Here is a 16523-nt window from a genome sequence, read left to right as displayed (position 1 = left end):
TGCTGTTCGACCACGTTCATCCCGGTGCTCGCGCGCCAGTCCATGGCCGTGGGCGGCATGCGGCTGCCGGTGGTGTCGGGCTTCGAGAACGCGGCGCAGATCGCCGGCCTGCATCCGGCGGCGATGCGGGTGCTGTCCGAAGACCACATCTACGCGCAGTTCTCGGAGCGCCACAGCCTGTTCGAGGCCGCGTTCCGGGCCACGACCGGGGCCTGGCCCTACGGCGTGGTGCGGCTCGAACTGGGCCCGCAAGCCAATGAGTGAAGGCCCGGGCAAGGGCGCGCCGCCCGATTTCTTCGGCGACGTCTTTCGCTGGCACGACAGGTTCCTGCCGCCCGTGGTGCTCGATGACCGCTTGCTGCTGGCGAGCGAGAACGACCTGCTGGTGCTCGGCTCGCCGGGCGTGATGGCCGTCGAGCGGGTGCTGCGCGAAGGCACCAGCCTCGCGGCGCATTGCCGTGCCGAGGGCGCGGCCGCGCCGCTCGCGCAGATGCTGCATGCGCTCGAAGCGCTGGCGCGCCAGGGGCTCGTGCGGCCCGTGGCGGCGGACGGCGCGGACTTCCATTTCGTGCCTGATTTTTCGAAGGCGTATTCGCGCACGACGCGCACGCCGCGCACGCCGCGCACGGTGGGCTCGGCTCTCTCGGCCGACGTGGACGCCGTCGTGCTGTCGGGTGCGGTGAGCGAGGAGGCGGCGAGCCGCTGGGCACTGGCCCTGTCGCAAGGGCTGCCCGCCGGCACCGGCCTCACGCTCGTGTTCTGCGACGACTACCTAGACCCGCGGCTCGGCACCATCGACGCGCAGCAGCGCGCTCGCGGCCGCGCCTGGCTGCCGGTCAAACCCACCGGCGAGCAGGCGATGGCCGGCCCCGTCTTCAGGCCGGGCGCGGCGCAGCCCGGTCCGTGCTGGCATTGCCTCGCGCACCGCTGGCTGCGGAACCGGCCGGCGCGTGCCTGGTGGCAGACACGGCATGGCAGCGCCGGCATGGGCTTTCCGGTGCGGGCGAGCGCAGGGCTGGTCGGCGAGCGGCTCGAGCGGCTGTTGCCCGTCGCGCTGCGCATCGCCGCGCAGGCCGACGCCGCGCGGGTGGAGGTGCTCGATTCGCCGCAGCCGCAGCACTCCATCGCCATCCGCCCGCAGTGCCCGCACTGCGGAACGCCGGGGCTGGTCTCGCGGCGGCAGCGCGAGCGCATCGTGCTGGCGCCGGGCCTGCCCACCGCCAGCCACGACGGCGGCTGGCGCACGGTGCCCGCGGCCGTCACGGTGGAGCGGCTCATGCGTCACGTCAGCCCGCTGAGCGGCGTGATCGCGCGCATCGTGCCGCTCAATGCCGAGGCGCAGGGCGCGCTGACGGTCTATCGCAGCGAAATCTCCAGGACGCCGCCGCCGGGCGACGACGAGCTTCCCGGCGTGCTGACCCAGGTGTGCCTGGGCAAGGGCATGTCGATGGAGCAGTCCCGTGCCAGCGCGCTGTGCGAGGCGGCCGAGCGGCACGCCGCCTTCTTCCAGGGCGACGAGGCGTGGGTGATCGCGCCCGCCGCCGGCCTGGACGCGCCCTGCATCGATCCACGGGCGCTGGCGCTCTTCAGCGAGCGGCAGCGCGAGCGCTTCGGCACGCACAAGCCGCCGCACGCGGTGGCCCCGTTGGCTTCGTCGCATGAAACGCCGACGTGGTGGACGCCCGCCTGGTCGCTCACGGCCGACGAGCGCCGCTACCTGCCGCTGTCCTTCTGCTTCGCCAACGCGCCGGCGCAGAGCCACTTCCATGTGGGCTGGACTTCGAACGGCTGCGCGGCGGGCAACACGCGCGAGGAGGCCATCCTCCAGGGCTTCCTGGAACTGGTGGAGCGCGATGCCGCCGCCGTCTGGTGGTACGGCCGGCATCGCAGGCCGGCGATCGGGCTCGACAGCCTGCCGGACGAGATCCTCGGGCGCATCGAGCGCGCCTGCGGCCCGCGCTGGGAGCGCTGGGTGCTCGACATCACGCACGACTTCGGCATTCCGGTGGTGGTTGCCGTCGGCCGGCACCGCGACACGGGCGCCTGGGCCATCGGCTTCGGCTGCAGCCCCGACCGCCCGCTGGCCTGCGAGCGCGCGCTGACGGAGATGAGCCAGCTGATCGCGGCCGGCAAGACCCTTGCGGTGCCGGCCGACGAAGGCGCGGAGGAGGTCGGGGAGGGCACGGAGGAGGGCGCGCCGCCGGCCTTCCTCATGCCGGCGGGCACGGCAGGCGCGGCGCCAGCCGTTCCCGGGGGGCGGGCCGACATCGCCGCCGAGATCCGCCGGTGCGTGGGCATCGCCGCCTCGCTCGGGCTGGAAACCATCGTCCTGGACCACACTCGCCCCGACGTGCCGCTGTGCACGGTGAAGGTGGTGGTGCCGGGGCTTTGCCATATCTGGCCGGAGCTTGGCAATCCGCGCCTGTACCGCGTGCCGGTCGAGCTGGGATGGCGCGACACTCTGGTACGTGAAGCCGACCTGAATCCGCAGGCGCTTTACGTCTGATATCGCGAAGGAGAAGAAAAGATGGCCATCTTCAGGAACAAGCTCGACCGGCGAGCCACCGTGCTGCGGCCAGTGCACGCCTTCGGTCGCCGCGCCTCGGTGTGCCAGACGGTGCTTCAGGCGCCGGACGTGTCGCAGGTTCACGCGATGGTTCGCTGGAACAGGCACACCTGGGAAATCGTCGACCAGAGCCGCAACGGCACCACGATGAACGGCGAGCGCCTGGCCAGCGGCCGGTGGACGGCGCTGTCCGCGGGCGCCGAAGTCCGCATGGGCGTGGGCGACGACTCGGTCTGGATCGTGGACGACCTGGCTCCGCCGGCCACCTGCCTCTTTCCCGTCGAGGGCGCCGGCGCCATGGTGGCGCTGAGCCTGCGCGAGAACCTGCTGCCGGACGAGCAGCAGCCCGAGGCGAACGTCTACTTCCAGGACGGCAAGTGGATGCTGGAGCACATCGACGGCATCGAGCACCTGGGCGACGGAGCGATGGTCCGCACCTCGGGCAGCACCTGGGAGTTCGTGCTGTGCGACGACCTGGCCTTCACCTCCGAGAACCCGATTGCCGCCCCGGCTCCGGCGGCGGCCGACGTGGCGCTGCACTTCGACGTGAGCCAGAACGAGGAGCACACGAGCCTGAACCTGGTGGCGCAGGGCAAGTCGGTGCCGCTGGGCGAGCGCATCCACCACTACACCCTGGTCACGCTCGCGCGGCTGCGCCAGAAGGACGCCCAGAGGGGCGTCGCGCCGCAGAGCCAGGGCTGGATCGGGCTGGACGAGCTGTCGCGCATGCTGGGCGTGGAGCCCTCCTACGTGAACATCCAGATCTTCCGCGCCAAGCACCAGATCCTGAATGCGCTGCCGCCGAACCTGGCGGAGCCGCCGCTGGTCGAGCGGCGCCGGGGCAACGTGCGCCTCGGTAACTACCCCTTCGAGATACGTGGCGGGGCGCAACCTGTGTAATCTTCTGTAATTCCGTTCGTTCCCCGCACTCCCTAGAGTGACAGCTCCGGAGCCATCGTGGCCCGGAGTGTCAATCACTTGCTTGTGGGAAGTCGCCATGGGAATGATCTACTCCGTCGCGGTCAACAACCATGCGAGCCATCCGGGCTGTTTCATGGTGTTCCAGAACGACCCGACGCAGTTGGCGCCGAATGCGCTGTCGCTGGCCTGGTTCGTCAGGTTCTCGAACCCGGGGCCGAACTCCCGCGTCAAGTTCCAGTGGAGCGTCGACACCGGCTTCTCCTGGGCCGAAACCGGCGAGCTGCAGCCCGGCGCCCAGTTCACCCCCACCGAGACCTACGCGCCGAGCGGCCCGAACAACAAGATCACGCTCGACTGCAATCGCACCTACAGGTTCATGAACCCCACGCAGGGGCCGGAGCAGTCGCGCTTCTATCTCGCGCAGTCGGCGGGCATCCCGGCCAGGTCGGCCGCTGCCGTGGGCGTGACCATGGGAGGGAGCACGGTGTACGCGGTGCAGGCGCGTCCCAACCAGAACCTGGCCATCTCGCCGAATCCGAAGTACTTCCTCGCCTACGGCGACTACCAGGAAGGCGACGTGATCGACGCGAGCGCGATCGACAACCCGCTGGAGCTGCGCTATCCGCCCGGCGTGTATTCCCTGACCACCACGTTGAACGCGGACGACACCTGGGACCAGCCGGAGAGCCTGGCCCATTCGAACGCGAGCCGCCTGCGACTGCTCGCGGCCTGAAATTCCTGCTGTCACACATCCAGGTCCGTTGAGGACGTCGACCATGAGGCCAACACGCCATGCTGCAAACCATCATTTCCCCATTTCTCGCGCCACGCCGGTCGTTGCCAGCGAACTTGCGGAGTCCGGCCATGCGCCCGCAGCGATCCGCGTTTGAACGGATCGCGACGCGGCGCGTGTTCATGGTGCCTCCGGGCGCGCGCCTGGAGGACCCGGACGTCGACTGCCTGCCCATGGCCGAAACGGTCTGGGAGCGGGGCTACACGCTGGTGATCGACGAGGTCAAGCGCGGCCTGCTGCAGGACTTCTGGAAGAACTACTACGGCGCCTCTGCCGAGATGGCGATGTCGGGCAACCGGCTGATGGAGCTGCGCAAGGACATCATGGCGATCACGCCCGACTGTCTGGGCGAGCCGGCGGTGTTCCAGTTCCTGGTGCAGCTGACCCGCATGTGCGTGCGCGCGTACAGCGTGCAGGGCACGCTGCAGGTCGTGGCGGAATAAGCTCTCCCCCAGGCTTCGCGCACTTCGTGTCGCTTCGCCAACCCCCTTCCGGGGGCGACACCTGCGGCCCGGCGGAGCCGGTTCCGCGGTGTCCCGCGAATGGGGCGCAGGGCCAGGGGCGGGGCGTTGGGCGAAGCTGCAGGGGTTAGGGGGCGGGCGCCTGCAGCTGGGCGCCCATCTTCTGGTGGATCAGGTTCACGGCCTTCAGCGGGCGCAGCATCACCTTGAACTCGGTGATCTTTCCTTCGTCGTTCCACTTCATCATGTCGACGCCGTTGATCTGGATGCCGTCGAGCTCCAGCGCGAATTCGAGCACCGCGTCGCGCTCCGACTTCAGCTCGCGCACGTAGCGGAAGCTCTCGTTGAAGAAGACCTGGAACGCCGCGGCCAGGTATTTCTTCGTGATGCGCTTGCCGGCCTGGGGCGTGTGCACCACCGGCGAATGGAAGACGGCGTCGTCGTCGAGCAGGGCGTCGAGCCCCGCAACATCGCGTTCCTTGACGAGCCGGTGCCAGGTGGCGAGGGTGTCGATCGGCATGAGTCTCCTGAGGCTGTTGTGGTCGATGCCCGCCATTTGACGCAGGCGCGCGCCGCGTGGCAAGGTGCCGCGCGCGCATAGGCGACTCCGCGGCGGCTCGTTTCTCAGGACAGCCGGTCCAGCAGGCTGTACCAGGCCACGCCGCCCGCGATGTAGAAGGGCTGCAGCCCGTGCAGCGGAATCGGCCGGATCGGCGACACCGGGTACGGAAAATCCGCCCCCGCATCCAGCATCCGCGCCGCCACGTGCCTGCCCATGCTCGTGGCCAGCGCGATGCCGCGGCCGTTGTAGCCCAGCGCGATCGTCATGCCCGGCGCCGGCGTGTGCACGTGCGGCATGAAGTCGCGCGTGACGGCGATGCGGCCGGCCCAGCGGTACTCGTAGCGCAGCGGACCGAGCTGCGGGAACAGCAGTTCCAGCGAGCGCTCCAGGTGCGCGAAGTTAGCGGGTCCGGCCGGATCGGCGAAATGGCCGCGTCCGCCCATCAGCAGGCGGCCCTGTGCGTCCTTGCGGAAGTACAGCAGCAGGCGCTGCGAGGTCGAGGCCGTCTCTCCGCGCGGCAGGATGGCGTGGGCCGCCGCGCCCTTCAGCGGTTCGGTCGCCACGATGAAGCTGTTGGCCGCCAGCACCGTGCGCTTCAGGCCCGGCCACAGCGCGCCGGTGTAGCCGTTGGTGGCGATGAGCACCTGCTCGGCGGTGACGCTCGCGCCCGTCGACGTGCTGGCGTGCCACTGCGAGCCGCGCCGTTCCAGCGCCGTGACCTCGGTGCCGCCGTGCACCGCCGCGCCCAGGCCCTGGGCGGCGCGCACCAGCCCGCGTGTGTAGGCCAGCGGCTGGATGCCGCCGGCGCGGCCGTCGAGCCAGCCGCCGGCGAAGGTGTCGGTGCCCAGCCGCGCCGCGACGGCCGCGCGGTCCAGCGCTTCCGTTTTCGCGCCGCGCCTGGCCCATTGCGCGGCGCGCGCGTGCAGGCCGGCCACGTCCTTCTGCGAATAGGAAAGCTGCAGCCAGCCGTTGCGCACCGGCTGGCAGTCGATGCGGTGGCGCGCGATCAGGTCGAACACAAGGTCGGCCGAACCCGACACCGCGTCGATCAGCGGCTCGGCGCGCTCGGCGCCGAAGATCCGCACGAGCTCGTCGGGGTCGTGCTTCAGCGTCGGGTTCACCTGCCCGCCGTTGCGCCCCGAGGCGCCCCAGCCGGGCTCGTGCGCCTCCAGCACGCAGACCTGCGCGCCGGCCTCGGCCAGGTGCAGCGCGGCCGAGAGGCCCGTGAAGCCGCCGCCGACGATCAGCACGTCGGCCCTGCGCGATTCGGCCAGCGGCGGTGTCGGCGGGGCAGGCGGCGCAGTGGCGGCCCAGAGGGAAGGTGGCAGTGCGCCAGCACTCATGCGCGCACCTCCGCGGACGCCGCGGCACCGGAAGGATGCAGCACGCGCCGCAGGAAGTCCTGCGTGCGCGCATGGCGCGGCGCGCCCAGCACCTGCGCGGCCGGACCTTCCTCGACGATGCTGCCGCTGTGCAGGAAGCACACGCGGTCGGCCACCTCGCGGGCGAAGCCCATCTCGTGCGTGACCACGATCATGGTCATGCCCTCGTCGGCCAGCGCGCGCATCACGCCGAGCACGTCGCCGACCAGCTCGGGGTCGAGCGCCGACGTGGGCTCGTCGAACAGCATGGCCTCGGGCTTCATCGCGAGGGCACGGGCGATGGCCACGCGCTGCTGCTGCCCGCCCGAGAGCTGCGCGGGCCAGGCCTGCGCCTTCTCGGCCAGGCCGACCTTGGCCAGCAGCGCCATGGCTTCCTCGCGTGCCTGCGCCGCGCCCTGGCGCAGCACGTACACCGGGCCTTCCATCACGTTTTCCAGCACCGTGCGGTGCGGGAACAGGTTGAAGCGCTGGAACACCATGCCCATGCGGCTGCGCAGCCGGTGGATGCTGGGCGCGTTGCGGTCCACGCGCTCGCCGAAGGCGCGGATCTCGCCGCCCTCGTACGACTCCAGCGCGTTGATGCAGCGAAGCACGGTCGACTTGCCCGAGCCCGACGGGCCGATCAGGCACACCACCTCGCCCTTGTCCACGTGCAGGCTCACGCCCTGCAGCACGCGGTGCGCGCCGAAGCGCTTCTCGAGTCCCTCGACGTGGATCATGGCTGCTTCCTCCCGGCGGCGAAGCGCTTCTCGAGCCGGCGCAGGCCGTACACCAGCGGCAGGCTCATCAGCAGGTAGAGCAGGGCGACCAGCGTGTAGACGGTCATGTTCTGGAAGGTGGACGAGGCGATGAGCTGGCCGGCGCGCGTCATCTCGGCCACGGTGATGGTCGAGACCAGCGAGGAGTCCTTCAGCATCATCACCAGCGTGTTGCCGTAGGGCGGCAGCGCGATGCGAAAGGCCTGCGGCAATATCACCCGCCGCATGATCAGTGCCGAGCGCATGCCCATGGCCTGCGCCGCTTCGCGCTGGCCCGGGTCGACCGCCTCGATGCCGGCGCGGAAGTTCTCCGCCTGGTAGGCCGAGTAGGCGATGCCCAGCCCGATCACGCCGGCCTGGAAGGCCGTGAGCTGCACGCCGAAATCCGGCAGGACGAAGTAGATATAGAAGAGCTGCACGATGATCGGCAGCCCGCGGATCACGTTGATGACCGCGGTGGCCGCCATCGACAAGGGGCGCACCGGCGAGAGCTTCATCAGTGCGAGGCCCAGGCCGAGCACGCTGCTCAGCAGGAAGGAAAGCACGGTCACCTGCACGGTGACGATCGCGCCCTGCAGGAGGATCGGCAGGAAGTCCTGCGCGTGCTGTAGGAAGGTGGGGGCAGCCATCGGTCAGCGCGCCTTCAGATGCCCCACTTCTGGACGATCTTCGCAAGGGTGCCGTCGGCCTTGATCGCCGCGATCGCCTTGTTGATGCGTGCCAGCGTCTCGGTGTCGCCCTTGCGCACCACCAGGCAGACGTCGCCCACGTTCACGGCCTTGTAGCTGTCGACCAGCTTTACGCCGGGGAAGGTGTTCTGGCGGATCTGGTAGGCCATGATGGGCTGGTCGCCGAGGCCCGCCTTGATGCGCCCGAGCGAGAGGTCGCGCGTCATGTCGGCCACCGAGTCGTAGCTGCGCACCTCCTTGAAGATGCCCTTCTTGTTGAGCATGTCCAGGAACACCGTGCCGACCTGCGCGCCCACCACCTCGCCCTTGAGCTCGTCGAGCGAGACATACGCGCGGGCGTCGTCGGCCTTCACGATCAGGCCCTCGCCGTACGAATACACCGGGTCGCTGAAGTCGACCACCTCCTGGCGCGCCGGCGTCTTGAGCATGGCGGCCGAGACGATGTCGATCTTGCGCGCCGTGAGCGAGGGAATCAGCGCCGAGAACACCGTCTGCTGCACGTTCACGCCGAAGCCGCCCGCCTTGCCCACGGCGGTGACGGTGTCGACCATCATTCCCTGGATGCTGTTGGTCTTCACGTCGAGGAAGGTGAAGGGCACGCCGGTGGCCGTGGCGCCCACGTTGAAGGTGGGCGTGGCGCCCTGCGCGGCCGCCAGCGAGGCGGCGCCGGCGATGCAAAGACCCAGGGCCAGGCGATGAAGGCGGCGAACGATGCGATTCATGGAAGCACTCCTCGAAGGAAGGGAAGTTGAAGAAGAAGGCGAGTGGAGGTGAGCGAAAACGGTCGGCATCCGCGATGCAACATGCATGCCAATATTCGATTCTTTTGAATCTTTAATCAATAAATGAAAACCACTATTCGAATCTAAAGTATCGATATTCGATATTTAAAGCGACTGTCGCTATACTCCCCAGCCATGGACGCCACACCCGACACAGCCCCCGAAGACAGCCAGAGCCTGCTTTTCAACCAGTCGCTGGAGAAGGGCCTGGCGGTGCTGCGCGCCTTCAGCGCCCGGCGCCGCACCATGACGCTGGCCGACGTGGCCGAGGCCACCGACATCACCAAGAGCTCGGCCCAGCGCATGGTCTTCACGCTCGAGAAGCTGGGCTACGTGCGCAAGCACCCGAAGACGCGGCGCTACCAGCTCACGCCGCGCGTCATGGAGATCGGCTTCAACTACCTGGCGGCCCATTCGCTGATCGACGTGGCCAACCCGTTCCTGTCGGAGCTCACCAAGGTGACGACCGAGACCTCCTGCCTCACCGAGCCCGACGGGCTGGACATGGTCTACGTGGCGCGCTTCGTGAGCGCGCAGTTCGTGCCGGTGCACATGCCGATCGGCAGCCGCATTCCGATGTACTGCACCGCTTCCGGGCGCGCCTTCTTGAGCGCGCTGCCTGAGGACGAAGCGCGCGCGCTCATCGAGTCGTCCGACCGCGTGGCTCACACCATGCACACCCGCACGGGCGTGGACGAGATCATGGAAGAGCTGCGTCAGGCGCGGCAGCAGGGCTTCGCCACCAATGCCGAGGAACTCTTCCTGGGCGACATGACCATCGCCGCACCCGTGCTGGGCGCGCAGGGGCGGCCGGTGGCCTCGGTGCACGTGGTGGCGCCCACCAGCCGCTGGACGCTGGAGGAGGCGGTGCGCAAGCTGGCGCCCACGCTGCTGCTTTGCGCGCGCTCGCTCACCAGCTCGGCGCGCAGCGTGGATTGACGCCATAAGCTTTCCGGCATGGCGCCGGCTGCTGCTGCGCTTATGCTTCGCGTTTTGCGCAGCCACAACGCTGCATCAGCAGCAGCCAGCCCCACCATGACCGATTTCCGCCCCGCCTACGACAAGAGCTTCGACCGCATCGCCGCCGACCGCCTGCCCGCGCTGCTGCGCGCCATGCCCAAGGCGGAGCTGCACATGCACATCGAGGGCTCGCTGGAGCCCGAACTCATCTTCGCGCTCGCCCAGCGCAACGGCGTGTCCATTCCCTACGCCAGCGTCGAGGAGCTGCGCAAGGCCTACGCCTTCACCAACCTGCAGAGCTTCCTCGACATCTACTACGCCGGCGCCAGCGTGCTGCTGAAGGAGCAGGACTTCTACGACATGGCCTGGGCCTACCTGGAGCGCGCCGCGGCCGACAACGTGGTGCACACCGAGATGTTCTTCGACCCGCAGACGCACACCGCGCGCGGCGTGCCGATGGAGACGGTGGTCGACGGCCTGCACCGCGCGTGCACCGATGCACGCTCGGAGCTGGGTGTGAGCGCCGCGCTCATCCTGTGCTTCCTGCGCCACCTGAGCGAGGAAGAGGCCTTCGAGACGCTGGAGCAGGCGCTGCCTTATCGCGACAAGTTCATCGGCGTGGGGCTCGATTCGAGCGAAGTGGGCCATCCGCCCGAGAAGTTCGCCCGCGTGTTCGCGCGCTGCCGCGAGCTGGGCTTCCACCTCGTCGCCCACGCCGGCGAAGAAGGCCCGCCCGAATACGTCTGGAGTGCGCTCGACGTGCTGAAGGTCGAGCGCGTCGACCACGGTGTGCAGAGCACCAAGGACCCGGAATTGATGAAGCGGCTTGCGAAGGACCGCATTCCGCTGACCGTGTGCCCGCTGTCGAACCTCAAGCTCTGCGTGTTCCCCGACCTGTCGAAGCACAACCTCGGCGCGCTGCTCGATGCGGGGCTGGTGGCCACCGTCAACTCCGACGACCCGGCCTACTTCGGCGGCTACATGAACCAGAACTTCACCGAGACCTTCTCGGCCACCGGCCTGAGCGTGCAGCAGGCCTGGCAGCTCGCGGCGAACAGCTTCGAGGGCAGCTTCATCGACGAGGCCGCCAAGCGCGCCTACGTCGAGCGGCTCAACGCCGTCTTCGCGAGCTTCTGAGCGGCATCGGCGGGCCGCGCCACCAGCAGCGGCATCGCCACCAGCGCGCAGGCGCTGGCCGCCAGCCACACCGTCGGCCAGCCCTGAAGAGCCAGCAGGTGCGGAATGGAGAAGGGTGTGACGAAGCACACCAGGAACACGCTGGTGTTCGCCATGCCCAGCGCGGTGCCGGCACGCGATGCGCCGGCCAGCGTGGCGAGCTCGGTGTAGGCCACGCCGTGCCACGCCGACACGCACACACCGCTCACGCCCAGCAGCACCACCAGCGCAATGCGCAGCGCCGCTGAATCGGCAGCGTGTGCGCCCGTGGCCAGTGCTAGTGCAGCGAGGCCCGCGAACAGCAGCACGGTGAGCCCGCTGCAGGCACGCAGGTAGGCCGGCCGGTTCCTGTTGCGGTCGGTCCAGCGGCCGCTCCACACGCGCATGACCATCGCGCCGACCTGCACGAACACCATCGTCGCGGTGATGGTCGCGAGGCCCGCATGGCCGAAGTCGTGCAGGAACACCGTGCCGAAGGACAGCACCGCGAACTGCGGCGCGCAAAGAATGCCGATGCCGGCCACGATGCGCCACACGCGTGGGTCGCGCAGCGGGCCGCTCTTCGGCGCGGCGGCTGAAGCCGGCACGGCCTTGTCGCCGCCCGCCGCGATGGGCGGCTCGTGCACCCACGCCCAGCTCATCGCCGCGCTCAGTGCGCACAGCAGCGCCAGCAGGCCGTAGAGCGCCGCGAAGCCGAAGTGCAGCGCGACGAAGGGCAGCACCAGCGCGCCGATGCCGCCGCCCATCGGCACGGCCGTCTGGCGGATGCTCATCGCGAGGCCGCGCTCGCTGGCGTCGAACCAGGTCATCACCGCGCGGCCGCTGGCGCCGTTGACGCTGCCGCCAAGCAGCCCCACCAGCAGCAGCCCGCTGCCGAGCCAGCCCAGCCCCGGAATGTGCTCCGCGGCGGGCGCGGCCCACAGCGCCATCGCGACCAGCGCGAGGGCCGTGCTGCCCAGGCCTGCCAGCAGCACGGGCCGGTCGCCCCAGCGGTCGGTCAGCAGGCCCCAGGGCAGCTCGCTCACCGCGATGCCCAGACCCATGAGGCCCAGCACCAGCCCGAGGGTGGCGTTGTCGAGCTGGTAGCCGGTGCGCATCAGCACGGCGGTCATCGGGATGCCGCTGAAGGCCACGGAGAAGGCGGCGTTGGCGGCTACACCCGCAGCCAGCACCTTCCAGCGGTGGCGCGGCGTAAACGAAGAGGAGATGGAGGAAGAGGGCGAATGGGTCATCTTGCCGGGCAGTTTCCGCTTCGCCAAAGGTTTTGAAAATCAGAAAATAATTGGCGAATCGTCCTGAAAAACAGGATGATTGCCACGAAACCCGAAGGAGCCGCAATGAGCCAGGTGATGTTCGATCTCGACGTGCTGCGCACTTTCTCCACCGGCATCGCGCTTGGCAGCTTCGCGCGCGCCGCCGACAAGCTGGGTCGCTCCACCTCCGCCGTGAGCGCTCAGCTGAAGAAGCTCGAATCGCAGGCCGGCACCGCGCTGTTCCGCAAGGCTGGGCGGGGGCTGGAACTCACCGATGCCGGCGAGACGCTGTTGGCGTACGCGCACCGCCTGCTCGAGCTCAACGAAGAGGCCGGCGCTGCCATGCGCGGTGTCGATCTGCAGGGCGCGGTGCGGCTGGGCCTGCAGGAAGACTTCGGAGAGACGCTGCTGCCGGCGGTGCTGGGCCGCTTCGCGCGAGCGCATCCGAAGGTGCGCATCGAGGCCTGCGTGGCACGCAGCGCGGAGTTGCGCGAGCGGCTCGAGCTAGGCCAGCTCGACCTGGCATTGGCGTGGGACGCGGGCGACCAGCCGTTGTCGCCGTACGCCGAGCGCGTAGCGCGCATGCCGCTGCTGTGGATCGGCCCGAGGGTGCCGGAGCGCGTCGACGCACCGTGGTGGACGGAGCGCGAGCACCGAAGCGCAGGCGCCACGCGCCAAGGCAAGAGCAGGGAGCCGCTGCCGCTCATCATGCTCGACGCCCCGTGCCCATTGCGCGAGATCGTCATCGCCGCGCTCGACCGTGCCGGCGTGCCATGGCGCCGTGCCTTTGGCAGCGCCAGCCTCTCGGCGCTGTGGGCGGCAGCCTCGGCCGGGCTGGGCCTCACCGTGCGCACGCCCTTCGGCCTGCCCCCGCATGTGAGCGTGCTCGACCGCTCGGTCCTGTCGCTGCCGGCGCTGCCGCAGATCTCGCTCGTGCTGTATCGCGCGCAGGCACATCCGGAAGCCCCCGCGAGCCGCCTGGCCGCGCTGCTGCTGGAAGCCGCTCGCCAGCAGGTACAACCTGTCGGTCTGCCGATGCGTGAGAATCCGCCGCTGGAGACAAGAACAAAAGTGGTACGGTATGGCAACGCAAAACTTCCTGCACCTGTGGGATGACAGGTTCCTCTACATCACACCGGCCATCCAGTCGGGCCTGACGGCCCGCTCGTCGGCCACGCTGCTCGCGTCGGTCAGCGGGCACCCCTTCACGCTGGAGGCGGTCGACGGCACGCGCGTGCATTGCACCGCCGCGCTGGTCGCGCCGCACGTGTCGCGGCGGCTCGACGTCAATGGCTGCGGGCTGCTTTCGCTCAACCTCGACCCCGCTTCCAGCGCCTACCGCATGCTCGCGCGGCGCATGGGCGGCCATGGCATACAGCCCATCGACGCGCGGCGCTTCGGCGCGCTGCGCGACGACTTCGAACCGGCGCAGTGCGGCGCCTTGCCCAGCGAGCGGCTGCAGTCGCTCAGCGCGAAGATGGTCGAGGCCATCACCGAAAGCCCCGAGCTGCAGGCGCCGCTCGATCCGCGCATCGACCGCGTGCTGCAGGCCATCCGCGCGCATGCGGGGCAGATCGCGCTGCGCGATCTCGCGGCCGTGGCGTGCCTGTCGCCCGACCGGCTCACGCACCTGTTCGCCGAGCAGGTGGGCGTGTCGGTCAAGCGCTATGCGCTGTGGACCAAGGTACGCCGCACGGTGCAGCAATTCACAGGGCAGCGTTCGCTCACCGACGTTGCGCTGGTCAGCGGCTTTACCGACGCGGCGCACATGAGCCGCACCTTCCAGCGCTACTTCGGGCTGCCGCCTTCGTTCCTCGCGAGCCGCGTTCGCGTGACCGCGGACGAGCATGCGTCGCATGCCTGGGGCCAGAACGCGTTTGCCTAGAGGGAGTGCAATCGGCTCGATGCCGTTTCCATCGGCGAGTGGGACCTTCCCTGGCGCGGCAGCGCCTCATCAGTGCCGCTTCGCCAGCCAGTTCCACGCGGCACCTGCGGCCATCAGCACGCAGGTGCCGAGGAACACGGCGCGCATGCCGATGTGCCCGCCCACGAAGCCGCCCAGCAGCGGCCCCGCGACCTGGCCCGTGTACTGCGCCGAGGTCGAGTAGCCCAGCATGTTGCCGGCCACGCGCTCGGGCACGTTGTGGCGGATCACGCTCGCGATGCACGGCAGCAGCCCGCCGAGCGAAAGCCCCATCAGGAAGCGCAGCACCACCAGCTGCCAGCCCGAGGTGACGAAGGCCTGTGGCACCAGCAGCAGTGCCGCCACCGCCAGGCAGCCGACGATCACGTTCCAGTGCCCCACGCGATCGGCCAGCTTGCCCAGCCGCGAGGCCGAGAGGATGCTGCCGAGCGCCGCGGCGGACATCACGAGGCCGGCCATCATCGTCACGCGGCTGGGGTCTTCCACCAGCGTGGCGACGTAGACGGTGATGATCGGCTCGATCGACATGTTCGCCAGCATCAGCAGCATGCCGGTGAAGAGCATCGCGACCAGGGGGCGCTTGTCGGGCACCGCGGCCCAGCCGGTTTGCTCAGCAGCACTGCCGCCATCCTGCTTGCGTGCGGCAGGTGCCTTGCGCTCCTCGCGGATCAGGAAGGCCGTCGCGAGAAAGGCTACGAAGATGATCGCGCCCGCCGCGAAGAAGGTGGCGCGGATGCCGATCAGCGGCGGCAGCGCGCCGCCGACCAGCGGCCCCACGAGGTTGCCCGCCATGATGGCCGATGACATCGTGCCCAGCGCCCAGCCGGTGCGGTCCTTGGGCGTCTGCGTGGCCACCAGCACCATCGAGCCCGATGCGTAGCCGCCCAGCAGCCCCGCCAGCAGCCGGAGGCCCACCAGCTGCCACACATTGCCCGCGACGCCGATCAGCGCCATCGCCACCGCCATGCCCAGGCTCGCGCGGATCAGCATCGGCTTGCGCCCGTAGCGGTCGGCCAGCCGGCCCCACAGCGGCGCCACCAGCGCGGCGCTCAGGAAGGTGGCGCCGTACGCCGCGCCCGACCACTGCACGATGGCGGCGTGGTCCTTCACGCCCAGCTGCTCGACGTACAGCGGCAGGAAGGGCAGCAGCAGCGTCATCGCGATGATGGTCGTGAACGAGCCGAACATGCACACGGCGAGGTTGCGCTGCCAGTGTGCGTTGGCGCCCGTTTCGGTTGGCGGTGCGCCTGTTGTCGTGGTCGTCGTAGGATGCGTCATGGGGAACGCCCATTGTGGGACGACACATGCGGGATGGCGCTTGCCGATTGGTGGGGGCACCCATCGTGCGAAGCGGGGGCAGGGGCCCGCGCGACCCCCGGAGCGCCACTTCAGCGATTCTTCACTTGCGTGCGGGCGAACTCGAACACCGAGGTTTTCCCGCTGGCCGTCACCTCGAGCCGGATCAGGTCGTTGGCCTGGGGTTGGGGATCGCAGCAGTTCTTCAGGATGAGGTCGCCGGTCACCATCTGCAGCGGCTCCACCGTGTTCAGCTGCAGGATGGAATTGGCCGACTGCTCTTGGTTCTCTGCGTTGTATTCGATCTGCCGGATGCCCAGCACGGTGGCGCCACCCACTGCCGCGCCGGCCAGCATGCCTGCGACGGGGTCGTACACGCGCACGGTGTTCGAACCGGCAAAGCTGGTCACGCCGCGGCGGCCGACCACCGATCCGGAGTAGTTCGAGCGATAGGTCTGGCGCGAGGCGCCGTAGGCGGCAGCGCCCGCGGCCAGCCCGCCGATGATCGCCAGTGCGACCTGCTTGGCCTGCTTCTCCGACTGGATTTCCGCGATCCGCTCGTTGTACGTGTAGATCTGCACCGGAGCGCCGCGGAAGTACGCCTTGATGTTGTCGGTGCTGAAGTCCACCGGCTCGGCGGTGTTGTTGGCATAGCCGATGGTGAAGGTCGGCTGCGTCGGCCCTTGCATCTTGAAGCGCGAGTAGACGAAGAGTTCGCGCGTTTCATCTTTTTCGGACAGCGTGCCGACACCATCGGTGTACTTCAGCGTCTGCGGCACATCCTTGCCGGGGCGGGGCGTGTACGAGATGTTCGCCGTGGAGCAGCCGCTGATGAGAACGGCGAGTGCGACGAAGCAGCAGGTCTTGCGTGAGACCGCGCCTTGCTGGTTGAGTAAATCTCCAATTTGGCGCGGCAAGGCGCTGTCGAAAGCGATCACGAGAACTCCGTTTGTTGTGCTTGTTGGGTCAGGCGATCGAACTGACCGGAACCTGACCGCAC

General features: G+C 69.2%; 17 protein-coding genes. 9 read left to right on the top strand and 8 right to left on the bottom strand.

The annotated features are described in order from the left end of the window. Positions 1 to 24: 24 nt before the first annotated feature. The 5 genes from ACHMXA_RS25240 (at position 25) to ACHMXA_RS25220 (ending at position 4723) form a co-directional block, all read left to right on the top strand. Positions 25 to 264 carry a hypothetical protein gene (locus ACHMXA_RS25240; RefSeq protein WP_395321427.1) on the top strand — a complete coding sequence of 80 codons (240 nt, stop codon included), beginning with the start codon at positions 25 to 27 and terminating at the stop codon, positions 262 to 264. Continuing rightward, on the top strand, positions 257 to 2506 hold the full coding sequence (locus ACHMXA_RS25235) for a TOMM precursor leader peptide-binding protein (RefSeq protein WP_395316770.1): 2250 nt from the start codon (positions 257 to 259) through the stop codon (positions 2504 to 2506). The genes ACHMXA_RS25240 and ACHMXA_RS25235 overlap by 8 nt, the downstream gene beginning before the upstream one ends. A gap of 21 nt (positions 2507 to 2527) precedes the next feature. Beyond that, positions 2528 to 3466, top strand: coding sequence for an FHA domain-containing protein (locus ACHMXA_RS25230; protein WP_176662745.1), 939 nt, complete (start codon positions 2528 to 2530; stop codon positions 3464 to 3466). Between the two features lie 97 nt (positions 3467 to 3563). Further along, positions 3564 to 4220 (top strand): hypothetical protein, encoded by a 657-nt coding sequence (locus ACHMXA_RS25225; RefSeq protein ID WP_395316768.1) that lies wholly within the window; start codon positions 3564 to 3566, stop codon positions 4218 to 4220. A 131-nt stretch (positions 4221 to 4351) separates the two neighbouring features. Then, positions 4352 to 4723, top strand: coding sequence for a hypothetical protein (locus ACHMXA_RS25220; protein WP_395316766.1), 372 nt, complete (start codon positions 4352 to 4354; stop codon positions 4721 to 4723). 145 nt (positions 4724 to 4868) lie between these two features. On the opposite strand, the gene ACHMXA_RS25215 is transcribed toward ACHMXA_RS25220, so the two are convergent. From ACHMXA_RS25215 to ACHMXA_RS25195, 5 genes are all read right to left on the bottom strand, one after another. Further along, a complete protein-coding gene (locus tag ACHMXA_RS25215; RefSeq protein ID WP_395316765.1) occupies positions 4869 to 5261 on the bottom strand; it encodes a nuclear transport factor 2 family protein in 393 nt (130 codons plus the stop codon). Between the two features lie 104 nt (positions 5262 to 5365). After that, complete coding sequence (locus ACHMXA_RS25210) at positions 5366 to 6646, bottom strand: NAD(P)/FAD-dependent oxidoreductase (RefSeq protein WP_395316764.1); 1281 nt, start codon at positions 6644 to 6646, stop codon at positions 5366 to 5368. Beyond that, positions 6643 to 7404: an amino acid ABC transporter ATP-binding protein gene (locus ACHMXA_RS25205; RefSeq protein ID WP_395316763.1), complete on the bottom strand. Its 762-nt coding sequence runs from the start codon at positions 7402 to 7404 to the stop codon at positions 6643 to 6645. The genes ACHMXA_RS25210 and ACHMXA_RS25205 overlap by 4 nt, the downstream gene beginning before the upstream one ends. After that, the gene (gene ehuD / locus ACHMXA_RS25200) at positions 7401 to 8072 is read right to left on the bottom strand and encodes an ectoine/hydroxyectoine ABC transporter permease subunit EhuD (protein WP_395316761.1); all 672 of its coding nucleotides are present in this window, start codon (positions 8070 to 8072) and stop codon (positions 7401 to 7403) included. The genes ACHMXA_RS25205 and ehuD overlap by 4 nt, the downstream gene beginning before the upstream one ends. 14 nt (positions 8073 to 8086) lie before the next feature. Continuing rightward, positions 8087 to 8854, bottom strand: a complete 768-nt coding sequence (locus tag ACHMXA_RS25195; RefSeq protein ID WP_395316759.1) for an ABC transporter substrate-binding protein — start codon at positions 8852 to 8854, stop codon at positions 8087 to 8089. A gap of 195 nt (positions 8855 to 9049) precedes the next feature. On the opposite strand from ACHMXA_RS25195, the gene ACHMXA_RS25190 reads away from it, so the two are divergent. Next, a complete protein-coding gene (locus tag ACHMXA_RS25190; RefSeq protein ID WP_019655123.1) occupies positions 9050 to 9853 on the top strand; it encodes an IclR family transcriptional regulator in 804 nt (267 codons plus the stop codon). 96 nt (positions 9854 to 9949) lie between these two features. After that, positions 9950 to 11011 (top strand): adenosine deaminase, encoded by a 1062-nt coding sequence (locus ACHMXA_RS25185; protein ID WP_395316756.1) that lies wholly within the window; start codon positions 9950 to 9952, stop codon positions 11009 to 11011. Here the strand turns inward: ACHMXA_RS25185 and ACHMXA_RS25180 are convergent. Beyond that, on the bottom strand, positions 10972 to 12282 hold the full coding sequence (locus ACHMXA_RS25180; protein ID WP_395316754.1) for an MFS transporter: 1311 nt from the start codon (positions 12280 to 12282) through the stop codon (positions 10972 to 10974). The two genes, ACHMXA_RS25185 and ACHMXA_RS25180, sit on opposite strands and share 40 nt — an antisense overlap. A 105-nt stretch (positions 12283 to 12387) precedes the next feature. Here ACHMXA_RS25180 and ACHMXA_RS25175 point away from each other — a divergent pair, with 105 nt between their 5' ends. Together ACHMXA_RS25175 and ACHMXA_RS25170 are read left to right on the top strand one after the other, a co-directional pair. Beyond that, on the top strand, positions 12388 to 13419 hold the full coding sequence (locus tag ACHMXA_RS25175) for a LysR substrate-binding domain-containing protein (protein ID WP_395316752.1): 1032 nt from the start codon (positions 12388 to 12390) through the stop codon (positions 13417 to 13419). Beyond that, a complete protein-coding gene (locus ACHMXA_RS25170) occupies positions 13385 to 14188 on the top strand; it encodes a helix-turn-helix domain-containing protein (protein WP_395316751.1) in 804 nt (267 codons plus the stop codon). Before ACHMXA_RS25175 ends, ACHMXA_RS25170 begins: the two co-directional genes overlap by 35 nt. 69 nt (positions 14189 to 14257) lie before the next feature. On the opposite strand, the gene ACHMXA_RS25165 is transcribed toward ACHMXA_RS25170, so the two are convergent. Both ACHMXA_RS25165 and ACHMXA_RS25160 read right to left on the bottom strand, forming a co-directional pair. After that, entirely contained in the window at positions 14258 to 15505 is a 1248-nt protein-coding gene (locus ACHMXA_RS25165) for an MFS transporter (protein WP_395316749.1), read from the bottom strand. A gap of 110 nt (positions 15506 to 15615) precedes the next feature. Further along, the gene (locus ACHMXA_RS25160) at positions 15616 to 16461 is read right to left on the bottom strand and encodes a hypothetical protein (protein ID WP_176662734.1); all 846 of its coding nucleotides are present in this window, start codon (positions 16459 to 16461) and stop codon (positions 15616 to 15618) included. Positions 16462 to 16523: the final 62 nt, after the last annotated feature.

The sequence above is a fragment of the Variovorax sp. UC74_104 genome, assembly GCF_044055375.1.
GTDB lineage: Bacteria > Pseudomonadota > Gammaproteobacteria > Burkholderiales > Burkholderiaceae_C > Variovorax.
Note: the sequence above shows the minus strand (reverse complement) of the source record. Positions and strands in the feature narration are given on the sequence as shown.

Excerpts from the sequence above, each read along its gene's own strand:
- ACHMXA_RS25235 (WP_395316770.1), top strand. The coding sequence starts at position 257 with ATGAGTGAAGGCCCGGGCAAGGGCGCGCCGCCCGATTTCTTCGGCGAC.
- ACHMXA_RS25230 (WP_176662745.1), top strand. The coding sequence starts at position 2,528 with ATGGCCATCTTCAGGAACAAGCTCGACCGGCGAGCCACCGTGCTGCGG.
- ACHMXA_RS25225 (WP_395316768.1), top strand. The coding sequence starts at position 3,564 with ATGGGAATGATCTACTCCGTCGCGGTCAACAACCATGCGAGCCATCCG.
- ACHMXA_RS25220 (WP_395316766.1), top strand. The coding sequence starts at position 4,352 with ATGCGCCCGCAGCGATCCGCGTTTGAACGGATCGCGACGCGGCGCGTG.
- ACHMXA_RS25215 (WP_395316765.1), bottom strand. The coding sequence starts at position 5,261 with ATGCCGATCGACACCCTCGCCACCTGGCACCGGCTCGTCAAGGAACGC.
- ACHMXA_RS25210 (WP_395316764.1), bottom strand. The coding sequence starts at position 6,646 with ATGAGTGCTGGCGCACTGCCACCTTCCCTCTGGGCCGCCACTGCGCCG.
- ACHMXA_RS25205 (WP_395316763.1), bottom strand. The coding sequence starts at position 7,404 with ATGATCCACGTCGAGGGACTCGAGAAGCGCTTCGGCGCGCACCGCGTG.
- ehuD (WP_395316761.1), bottom strand. The coding sequence starts at position 8,072 with ATGGCTGCCCCCACCTTCCTACAGCACGCGCAGGACTTCCTGCCGATC.
- ACHMXA_RS25195 (WP_395316759.1), bottom strand. The coding sequence starts at position 8,854 with ATGAATCGCATCGTTCGCCGCCTTCATCGCCTGGCCCTGGGTCTTTGC.
- ACHMXA_RS25190 (WP_019655123.1), top strand. The coding sequence starts at position 9,050 with ATGGACGCCACACCCGACACAGCCCCCGAAGACAGCCAGAGCCTGCTT.
- ACHMXA_RS25185 (WP_395316756.1), top strand. The coding sequence starts at position 9,950 with ATGACCGATTTCCGCCCCGCCTACGACAAGAGCTTCGACCGCATCGCC.
- ACHMXA_RS25180 (WP_395316754.1), bottom strand. The coding sequence starts at position 12,282 with ATGACCCATTCGCCCTCTTCCTCCATCTCCTCTTCGTTTACGCCGCGC.
- ACHMXA_RS25175 (WP_395316752.1), top strand. The coding sequence starts at position 12,388 with ATGAGCCAGGTGATGTTCGATCTCGACGTGCTGCGCACTTTCTCCACC.
- ACHMXA_RS25170 (WP_395316751.1), top strand. The coding sequence starts at position 13,385 with ATGGCAACGCAAAACTTCCTGCACCTGTGGGATGACAGGTTCCTCTAC.
- ACHMXA_RS25165 (WP_395316749.1), bottom strand. The coding sequence starts at position 15,505 with ATGACGCATCCTACGACGACCACGACAACAGGCGCACCGCCAACCGAA.